This is a genomic window from Gilliamella sp. wkB108 (assembly GCF_001690195.1).
Lineage (GTDB): Bacteria > Pseudomonadota > Gammaproteobacteria > Enterobacterales > Orbaceae > Gilliamella > Gilliamella apicola_L.
In genome coordinates this window covers 21,933-33,489 of sequence record NZ_LZGM01000102.1, presented here as the reverse complement: position 1 = coordinate 33,489, position 11,557 = coordinate 21,933, and the positions used below count along the sequence as shown (strand labels likewise).

Annotated in this window: 4 protein-coding genes; 1 reads left to right on the top strand and 3 read right to left on the bottom strand. The window is 37.5% G+C overall.

Features of this window, described 5'->3' with window-relative positions; translation table 11 throughout:
- Together A9G11_RS11560 and A9G11_RS11555 are read right to left on the bottom strand one after the other, a co-directional pair.
- Positions 1 to 3,588: hypothetical protein (locus A9G11_RS11560; protein ID WP_065619767.1), on the bottom strand; the 3,588-nt coding region annotated here is incomplete at its 3' end.
- An 11-nt stretch (positions 3,589 to 3,599) separates the two neighbouring features.
- The gene (locus A9G11_RS11555; RefSeq protein ID WP_065619766.1) at positions 3,600 to 6,005 is read right to left on the bottom strand and encodes a type VI secretion system Vgr family protein; all 2,406 of its coding nucleotides are present in this window, start codon (positions 6,003 to 6,005) and stop codon (positions 3,600 to 3,602) included.
- 521 nt (positions 6,006 to 6,526) lie between these two features.
- Between A9G11_RS11555 and mutS the strand changes: the two genes are divergently transcribed.
- Positions 6,527 to 9,085 carry a DNA mismatch repair protein MutS gene (mutS, locus tag A9G11_RS11550; RefSeq protein WP_065619765.1) on the top strand — a complete coding sequence of 853 codons (2,559 nt, stop codon included), beginning with the start codon at positions 6,527 to 6,529 and terminating at the stop codon, positions 9,083 to 9,085.
- Between the two features lie 469 nt (positions 9,086 to 9,554).
- Here mutS and dld read toward each other — a convergent pair whose 3' ends face one another.
- Positions 9,555 to 11,252, bottom strand: a complete 1,698-nt coding sequence (dld, locus tag A9G11_RS11545) for a D-lactate dehydrogenase (RefSeq protein WP_065619764.1) — start codon at positions 11,250 to 11,252, stop codon at positions 9,555 to 9,557.
- Positions 11,253 to 11,557: the final 305 nt, after the last annotated feature.

Here is an 11,557-nt window from a genome sequence, read left to right as displayed (position 1 = left end):
CTTAATTTCCTTAACTTTATCCATATCATAATATTGAACATGTAAATGGTGCCAATGATTTTCTGTTTCTTTCGTTATATGATTTGGATACTTTTTGACACCATCAATTGTATAACTCCAACCCAGCATATTTGTCCAACCAAATTTATACAATGCATCGTTCCATTGATTTTGACGTTTTGGATCAAATAGTTTGGGATAATCATCAATATTTAAACTGGTTCCATCACCTTTAAATAACTCCCCATCTAACCTTAAATATTTAAAATCACCGTGGTAACCATTAAAATGGCTTTTACTTCCACCAGATCCCCCATACATTGTGCTAAAACCATTACAACTGATATCATCAAAACAAACTTCAAATAATGCGCCAAAAAAGCTTGCTAATGTATCTCGATTCATAAAAAACCGATCATCGCCATTACTATCTACATTAAAACGGTATGTTAACCCTAATTTTGAATATTCTTGAGTAACCTCATTTAAATTAATTAAATGAATATATTCCATATCTCCATATCTTTTTTTGTTATACAAATAATTATTTTTTACTTCTCTATAATTAAATACACCTATATTATGCAAGTTGTTATTTTTATCATGATAGATATACTCATATCTTTTCTCTGATTCGGGAAATAATTCTGCTGGAACATGCCGTTCTATCCTTCCATCATGATAAATATGATAAGTAATTATTTGTAAACTTGATTTAAAATAATTTATCATTGAAATAGGATGGATAAACCAAGCTTTGCCGTCTTGATTTAGCGTGGCAGGGAGTGGAGTGTCGGTTTGTGTTGCTTGGGTATTTGCTCCATTTTCATTACCCACATTGTCCTCTTCCGTTGGTTGATTTTGATTGGCTAATCCATTAACCACATCATCCCACCATAAACACTGTTTGATTTTCTCTTTCTCTTTTTCCCACATCTCAACCTTTACTTCTAACTTATACATATAATTATAGTCTTCAAACTGTTCTTGATTGAGCTTTTCTTTTGGGTTTTCTTCATAATTTTCCGGAAATCGGCTTATTCTCTCTCGTCGCTGATTTAATCCTATTGCTTCTTCTGAGTCCGCCGTTTTTCCTATATTCTTTAAATAGGCATCGCGTTTTGCTTCATCTCCATCTTTTAAATAATCTAAGGCATTTTCGGCATCATCCGTCATCTCACTATTTAACGCTTCCCATTCCGGCATCTTACCGTCTGTACCTACTTCACTATACCATTCACTTTGATAGTTAATTAATAAACGCCCTAACGCCTCAAATAATATCGGCTTTTCAATTATTCCTCTAAAACATTCACTCTTTATATAGGCATATTTCTTGTTTTCTGGCGAATCAGTTAAATATTGTCTGTCTAATATTGACAATGTTGTTTTTAAGGTCGGTTTGTATTTATCTAATGACGGATTATCCTTATTGCGTTTTTCTGATAATTTCACATCCTTATAAAACTCCACTAAGCTAGCACTTTCAGTTAATTGAGGAAAATCAAACCAATCCCAAGCACTGACTTTCTTTACCCCGTCCCCTTTATTTGACACCCAACCGACAATTGGAAGATTTTTTTCGTCAAGTGCTTCAACCCTCCACCATAAATTGCCTTGTTCATCTTCAGCAAATTTATCTTCGGCTAAGTATTGTTTATCATAAATATTTAATAGTAAAGGAGTTTCTATGATTTGTGTACTTTCTGATAAGTTAGCAATTTGCAAGGGGCATTGCGTCCAAGCTTCTGTTTTTGCATTTAATGAGATTTTACCTCCTAATACAGCTTGTTTAATTATATTTTTGTTATTTGCTATCCACAGTGTTTTGGTCTGGATAGTAGGTACATCTTTTTCTCGTACTTTTGATATGGTTTTCGATATAGGAACTTGAATTTGTAACCAATTAGCATTTACATTTTTACTTGATACTCTTATGCTTTCAGTGCCAACAAGACTTTTACCGACTGTCGTATCTCCTTGATTTGGAGTTGCCAGTAATTTTGCCCCTTTTGATATGGCTAAAAAAGGTTTGTAGGCATCAACTAATTTACCCGCCTCTGTTTGGGTTTGGGTAATATAATTAGTTAAATCTTCACAGGTAAAACATTCTACATGCAACAACGGGTTAAAACTTGGTCTTTGCAAAGTATCTTCCGGTAAAGTTTCAATATCTTGTAGTTTTCCTTCTTTATCTTTTTCTTTATCGATTCCAGCTTTATAATCGTGATAGTTTCCAATATGCCCAACTAAATCACCCGCTTTAATTGGAAAGGGCGTATCTAATACCACCACTTCATCATATTTTTTTCCCCTTGTTATATTTTTAAGACAGTCGTACCAAACTTTCTTCTTTTCTGTCGGTAAAGGACGTGTTGGTTTTCCACCTCGTACAACTTCAATTAATTCAACATAATTGTTAGGCTCTTTAGTACCTGATATTTTTATTTGTGTTCCTATCGGGAGCATTGAGTATAGTTTTTTATCGTCTTTATTTGTAAAATCATTCCGTACTCTTAATCCTTTGGATTGCTTTTGATTCGATTTCATCTCATTTGCGGCATTTTTGGCAACTAACTTTTTATCTTCTTCGCTGCCTAAAATGGTAAATTCAGTTTCCGTCACTTCTCTGCCGGTAAATATCCACCCTAAAATATCTACCGTTGTTTCACCATGTTGATATTTTTGAGGGGTTAACACAGGAATAGAAGAATAACCTTCGGCCAAACCTGATACAGCATACCATTGTTTTTTTTCATCATGAACCGCAAGATTTAAATTAACTTTCGTCCCTTCTTCTAATACCGCGAGTATTTCGTTATTTTTTAAACTGTCAGGATTTTTTCGAATATTTAAACCTTCTACAAAATCTAATTGATTATGATCTATTACTCGATAAATATCTTGATCCCAAAAAGCCGGTGACGGCTCCTCGGGGTTTTTATCATAATAAGCCGAATCGGCCATATGCATATAAAGACTGTAAAAATAGAGTTGATGTCCCGGCTCTTTTTTCTCATTTTCTGTTGTCTCTGTGGTGGTTGGAGCTGGAGTAGCGGCGGGACTTGTCCCTGTATCTGTTGTAGGGGACTGACTTGGCGCTGTATCGGCAGCGGCAGGTGTTGAGTCTGTCGCTGAATTAGTATCAGCATTGGCAACTTGAGTAGGAGCATTATTGTCAGCAGCCGGAGGCTCACTCTCTGCTGTTTCTGTATTTTCTTCAGGCACGCGTTCCATTTCAAGTAAATGTCGAACTAATACAAATCCTGTTGAGAAAAAAGCGACTTTTTCGCCATAATCAATTTTTGGGTAATGACCATTGACACGATAAGCAATCACTTCGCCATCAGCGATACAATTTACCTTAGTTTTAATCGGTTCGCCGGTGTCTAATTTGTTTAGTGCATCTTTGTCAATATGAATACCCATATGTACAAGCTTATTAAGACCAACCGGATAAAAGCCATTTTCAGCTGAGAGTAAAGCTTGATAGTAGGGCTTAGCATTCAACTTCTTTTTATCCTCTTTGTTGTTGGAGGATTTTGCAACAACCGGAAATTGCCATTTTTTTACTTTAGATAATACCATGATGTAGTCCTTTAACCTGAAAAATTCATCTTTTTACCTGTTATTGTTCGCATAAGTGCAACTTCAATCTCAGTAGGCGATAGTTTCAGTTGATTAACATTCTTGGTCGCCGGCCCCATTTTTTGCATGGCATTACATTTTAAATAAACGTTACTTGGTGTACCTAGCTCTATACCACTACTGTTGATTTTGATATATGAGCCTCCGCAAATTAAGGTGATATCTTGGCTAGCTGTTACCGTTACACTACCATCGACACTATCAACTTTGATATCTTGTTTAGCTGCCATAGCAAGGTTAGCTGTTTGTGCCTGAACTTCAACATCACCCTGATTAGCAAATAGTTTCATGCCGGATTTATGCGCAAATACACCTAAAGCTTCACGACTAGATAAGGTGATATTTTTTAATGCACTAATATCCGTTTGATTCTCACTGGTAATAGCGACACTGTTACTGGTTGAGAGTTGAATATCTTCCGGACTGGTTAAGGCTATCCCCTCTTGTGCATAAGCAAGTATGCCACTTTGACTTAATCCGCTTAACACGGTCTTTAGTTGGTCCTGACTGTCGGTGTCAGCGGTATGCGCCTGTGATTGCGTGGCGGCATTTTGTAACGCTTTAGCTATCGAGAGCGCATTTTCCAGCTGAGTAATCGCACCTTGCATATCCAGCTGTTTTCCCTGCGCTTTAGGCTCGGTTTGACTGGTGAGGTATAATCCCCGCTCCGCAGCAATTGCACCCCATTCGTCAGTGCGCAGTTCAAACCCTTCGCCCCGTTGTTCTTTGTTTTGGTCAACTAAATGCCCCAGATTGAGTTGGGTCTTACCATATTCGGTGGCAAGTTTGATATGCTCTTTTCCGCGTTTATCATCCATGCGCAGTTTATTGTTAGCCGGTGTACGTATGACATTACGATGTTTGTTCGCTGTCGCTACATGGTCTGGGTGGTTGCTGTCATGCATAGCATGCGCGATATAAGGCCGGTCAGGATTACTGTCCATAAAGGCTATGGCCACTTCAGTGCCATCAATAAGCGGAAAGTGAAAACCATAAGTTGCACCGGCATAAGGCTTCGCCAGTCTTACCCATAAACTCTCCTCACCATTCTTCCAGCTCTTTAAATCAAAATTCAGTTTGACCCGATAACGTCCCTGTGTATCAATATAACCATAAGTATCATTATCCGGACTGGTCACCCTGCCCGGTAATGTCCCACCGACCTGTGGCCAGGCTATCGGCGCCGGACGATAAGGTTTTAACACCTGATAAGGAATAGCAGTAAAGGTGAGTTCATAAGCATCCGTACGGTTGCCTTGCCCCGCTACACTTAAAATCACAAACCCTTCCTGCATTTCAGGTAAAGGGTTGCCTGTGATGCGGATATGCTGCCCCGGTGCTAAGGTGTAACAGTTACTGTGACCGTTTATGATTATCTGTTTACTGATGGCATGTTCATGACGAATTCTGGCATACCATGAACCACTCTCGATATCTCCACCATTATTTTTATAATGCTCTTCATAACGGTAATCAGTACCATAAGTGGTACTGGCGGTTTGTTGCGTGCTAATCTCACTGTTTAAATTTGCCCCGGCATCTCGGTAGTTATAATCTTGGACTTTTACTGAGGATTCGACCGTTTGACTGTGTAAGGCGATATCCCAGACACTCTCGGTACTGCCGTCTATAGTGCCGGTCGGTAATTTGTAGTCAATCTTACCGACGTTATTATATCCTTGCTCATAGTCACTGAGTATCATTACATCACAGTGATGCTCACTGTGATTTTCAAAACGAAACCAGATACCGACATCCGCCAGTAAGCGTTGTATAAATTCCAAATCACTCTCTTGCCATTGCGTGATAAATTCTCTTATCGGATAGCTCTCTTTCAACTCCAACCGGTAATCCACGCCGGTAAAACCATGACTGCGTAGTACCGTTTCAACGACACTGACGACATTTTGATTTTGAAATATTGCACTGTTGTGTTGTAAGGATAATAACGCTAAACGGGAAGATAATATGACCTGATAATGTGCTTCATCTTTATTGACTGAGAGCTGACTAAAACCGGTGATAACCCCATGCAGTACCCGTGCTTGCCCCTCCACAGGTAGCGCGCTCAGTGAGCTGATTGCAGATAAAAAAGGATGATGACTAACCGGATTAAAGGTAAATGATGCATTTTGGTTTAATACCGTATCAACGGTAATAGCTTTGTCAGCACTGGTGAAATTGATAATGTAGTGCCAAGGTTGGTTGAGTTGTTCATTGCTTTTAACTTGTAAGATTGAGATGGGACTGGATAAGGCATCAATGGTTAAGGTATAACGATTATGACTGACACCACTTAAACCCTTAACGACCTTTTCACCTATTTGATTGACTAGTTCATCAAGCACTTTTGCCATGCTATTCTCCTTATTATAACTTGCTGTTCCTTACTTTTCCTTACTATTCCTTTTTACTGACTTTTTATGACTACAATTAATTGTTACTTTTGAATTAGAGATCACACTAAGATCAACTATCATTATTTTTATCTTAGCAGATAATTTAGTCAAATAATATATTAAATCATGTATAAAGGTAAAATTAACATGGCAAACTAAATTAAATAAAATCATAAAGATAATTAATACAAGAAAAAAAGAGAGTTTGCTAAATCTTGCCAATATTTAAGAGAAAGAGTGAAATGTCAGCATAAAATCTAGAATGAGATCGGCAATATAATCTTTGTTACTTCATTTGAGCATTCTATTTGTTGCCATATACTGGCGACGCCATTTTTTGCTATTATGTATCACAATGTAATAATAAAACGGTAGAATATGCCTCAATTAATAACTAATTTTTTATAGTTGTAAGTGCTTTATGATGACAATGTAAGACACTTGATAAACAATCTGAAAAAACAAAAAGAAATAATACCATGATTAATGAAGAGAATTTAACCGACCACACACCAATGATGCGGCAGTACTTTAAGTTGAAGGCTGAAAATCCTGATATTTTGTTATTTTACCGCATGGGTGATTTTTATGAGATGTTTTATGATGATGCTAAGCGTGGATCGCAACTTTTAGATATTTCATTGACCAAACGTGGCTCGTCAAATGGAGAGCCTATTCCGATGGCCGGTGTACCTTATCATGCCGCTGAGACCTATCTTGCTAAGTTAATCTCTTTGGGTGAATCAGTAGCTATTTGCGAGCAAATAGGTGATCCCGCAACCAGTAAAGGGCCGGTTGAACGAAAAATTGTACGGATTGTTACACCGGGTACGGTGAGTGATGAGTTGTTATTGGAAGATCGTAAAGACAATTTATTGGCCGCCATTTGGCAAGATAAAGATCACTTTGGTTATGCTACGCTTGATATTAGTTCAGGACGATTTTATATTTTTGAATGTGATAATTTTGATGAAATTCAAGCGGAATTACAACGAACTAATCCGGTTGAACTTTTGTATCCTGAAGATTTTAATGCCATGTTATTAATTGAAAATCGTCATGGATTACGCCGTCGTCCTTTATGGGATTTCAATTTAGAGACAGCCAAACAACAATTGAATTTGCAATTTGGTACCAATGATCTGATTGGTTTCGGCGTCGAAAATTGTCATTATGCCCTTTGTGCAGCAGGTTGTTTACTGCAATATGTGAAAGATACACAGCGCACTGCGCTACCTCATATTCGTTCAATTATTAAAGAGTCTAGTTGTGATTTTGTGGTATTAGATGCAGCTACTCGGCGAAATTTAGAGATTACGGAAAACCTATCTGGTGGCACACAAAATACAGTTGCTGATATTTTAGATAAAACCCAAACGCCTATGGGTAGTCGAATGATCAAACGTTGGTTACATTCGCCAATTCGCAATCGGTCTGTTTTACAAAATCGTCAAGATGCTATTAGTGAGTTATATCAGTATATTGACGATGTTCAGCCATTATTAAAACAGATTGGCGATCTTGAACGCATTTTAGCCAGATTAGCTTTACATAGCGCTCGCCCTCGTGATTTTGCTCGTTTACGTGATGCATATAATCTATTGCCACAACTGCAACAACTATTAAGCGGTGTTACCTCACCTTATTTACTTGCACTTGGCAAAAAAATAAACCAATTTGATCACATTGCTGAGTTATTAAATAGCGCTATTATTCAAGCGCCACCTGTTATTATTCGCGATGGGGGGGTGATTGCCACAGGCTATAATATTGAGTTAGATGAACTGCGTAACCTTGCTGACGGTGCGACAAATTATCTTGAGCAATTAGAAGTTAGAGAACGAGAAACCTTAGGCATCGATACGTTAAAAGTCGGATTTAATGCTGTTCACGGTTACTATATCCAAATCAGTCGTGGGCAAAGTCATTTAGCACCTATCCATTATACTCGGCGACAAACACTCAAAAATGTTGAACGTTATATTATTCCTGAGCTGAAAGAGTACGAAGACAAAGTACTTACGGCAAAAGGTCGGGCATTAGCATTAGAAAAGCAACTCTACGAACAATTATTCGACCAATTACTTCCAGAGTTAGCAAGCATGCAAGCGAGTGCCGAAGCAATTGCCGAACTTGATGTTTTAACTAATCTGTCTGAACGTGCGTTAACACTTAATTATCAACGCCCTACTTTATCAGATCAAGCCGGAATTGACATTCAAAATGGTCGACATATTGTAATTGAACAGGTGTTACAAACACCATTTATTGCCAATTCTTTGCATTTATCACCAAATAGACGTATGTTGATTATTACCGGACCTAATATGGGTGGGAAAAGTACTTATATGCGTCAAACTGCATTGATTGTATTACTTGCTTATATTGGTAGTTTTGTGCCGGCGACTAAAGCAATTATTGGTCCTATCGATCGCATTTTTACCCGAATCGGAGCATCGGATGATTTAGCTTCCGGGCGCTCAACCTTTATGGTAGAGATGACTGAAACAGCTAATATTATGCATAATGCTACCCCACAAAGTTTAGTGTTAATGGATGAAATTGGTCGAGGGACATCAACTTATGATGGGTTATCGTTAGCTTGGGCGTGCGCTGAAAATTTAGCCAATGAAATTAAGGCGATGACGCTTTTTGCCACTCACTATTTTGAGCTAACTCAGCTACCTGAACATATGCAAGGGGTTTATAATATTCACTTTGATGCTATAGAGCATGATAATACCGTTGCATTTATTCATGAAGTTGCAGAAGGTGCAGCAAGTAAAAGTTACGGTATTGCTGTGGCAGGACTTGCTGGTGTGCCTAAAGCTATTTTAAAGCGAGCTAAACAAAAATTGAAAGAGCTTGAAGTCATTTCGAAGCAGTCTGCTAATAGTCATGTGGATGAATCACAGCTCTCTTTTATGACAGAATCTGAACCTTCTGAAGTAGAAGAGGCATTAAGACGTATCGATCCTGATGCTTTAACAGCAAAACAAGCCTTAGATATGCTATATCAATTAAAAAAATTACTGTAACTTTTTTGCTGATATTATTTTGTCATGCTATGACAGCGTAATATCAGCCCTTTAGTATCAATATTTTATACTGAAACATATAGCTAACCTGAAATATCTTTACAAAGATTGTAGCGTTGAACTAACCCGCGGTTACACCAAATAAAATCACGATAAAAACTACTTTATATTTTATAGCGTATTTATACTTTTTTACTCGCATTAATGAACACGACATTATATTTTTTATAAACAGAGCATAATTGGTGTTAATAACGCAGATGATTAAAGCATATGGCGTTGCGCTAGCAGCTATAGGCTATCAGTGTCCTTTAAAACAGAATTGATGTTAAGAGTGGTAGAAAGTGAAACAGAAACAACAAAAAACCAACTTAGTTAAAGTTGGTTTTTGAGTTATTTTATTTGCCTGAACGACATAATTTGAATAAGCGTCCGCTTGTCCAATATGGGCGATTTTATTGAAATTTAATTATTGCCAATATTTTTTCTTAGAGGTTTTACCAATACCAGGATTAAAGCTATTAGTAGGATCGAGTTGGTGGTAAAAGTTTTTCAAATCGTCATTTGCATGGTATAGATGCCCTACATTATGCTCTGCAGGATATTGAGCGCCACGCTGATCTAAGATCTTCAACATTTCATCTTCAACTTTAGCGCAATCTGTTCCTTTTTTAGCAAGGTAATCCTGATGAAAGACAGAACAGAAAAAGTGACCATAATATAATTTATGAATAAAATGTTGGCTAATGTTATCGGGTAAGGTTTCAAACCACTCTTTATCATTACGTCTTAATGCAATATCCAACGCAACCAGATCTTCTACCGTTTTACTATGTACATTACGATAAACAGTAGCTGCGCCCGCAGTAGCAAAGCGGTGTAACATTGCAGCTTCCGCCTCTTTCGGATTACACAGGAAGTAGTTACCGTTTCTATTTTGGAAATACTCTTTTAAAAAGGCTGATGCTTCGGCTATACCATTATCCGCCATTTTTAAGATCAAATGATGTTCATAACGATCACGATAATCACGAATAGATTTAGGTAAATGGCTCGGTAGAATTTTACATACAGTTACCGCAAAACGATCGGAAAAATTGTGAGGGAAAAATGGTATTTTACTCGTAATGCGATCGACCCAGTTTTTGAAAGCGTAGAGGCGAGGAATGGTATCAGTACCTAATTTTTGAATAGCTAAAAAGAGATGTTTGCCATACACAGCAGCAATATCAAAGGCATCACGATGAATATATTCACCCGAAACCGGCAAATTCTCAAATTTACCTAAAATATGGCGACGAATATCGTCAAGTTCACTGGTATCATTAGTACCAATATAAAATACGGCAGTGTTTTCCTCTAATGGGAAAGTGTCTAAACGTACAGCAAAGACCATTAACCTACCTGCACTTCCTGAAGCTTCATAATGACGTTCAGGATCGGCATTAAAGCGCGCTGGTGTATCTGCATCAATTTGTCGTACATGATCGCGATATCTATGGTCATGTCCTAAACCTGCATCACGTTTAATATCTTTTTCACCATAAGCATGATTTTGTAAGTTGTTTAAGATAGTTTCGGGATCATCACCAAGTTCAATACCTAAATGATTAACCAAATGCAACTCACCTTTTTCATCTAGCTGAGCAAAAACAGCCATTTGGGTATAAGCGGGACCATGTTGTATCAAGGCTCCACCTGAATTATTACAGACTCCTCCCATGACTGATGCACCAATACAAGATGAACCAATTACCGAATGCGGGCCACGATGATATTTTTTCAACTCTTTTTCTAATCGGAACAATGTACTACCCGGTAAGCATACGACTTGTTCACCATTTTCAATAACTTGAACACCGTCCAAACGGCGGGTACTGACAATAACAATAGGACGATCATAATCATTACCGTCAGGTGTCGATCCCCCAGTTAAACCTGTATTGGCTGACTGAGTTATCACAATAACATCTGCTTGTACACATGCTTTTAAAACCTGCCATTGCTCGACTAATGTCCCGGGCAGTACAACAGCGATAGCATCCCCTAACCCGAATCGGATCCCTTGACGATAAGGTAGCGTGCGAGCTGGATCAGTTAAAGTGTGTTTATGTCCGACAATATCCTTTAACTTCTCAATAAGTCCTGCTGTTGTATTGGTACTCATAATAGTTTCCTATATATTTTGAAGGTTAGAATTGATTAAATGCGGTCATTTTATAACCACGACATATTAACCAAAATAGGATTAATAAGCTATCTAATTTTTATACAGATTAAGATTGATTATTGCAACGAATAAACGATTATTACGTTACCATTAACTCGATTTTTTATGTGATAAAATAAAGAGTTTTTATCGATAATAATCAAATAGTTATTGAAGTTAACCATTACCTGATTTAACATTGCTGACATTTAACAACTAAGTGCCAATCAAGTAAGTAACATACTTCATAATGAATTTTTTTA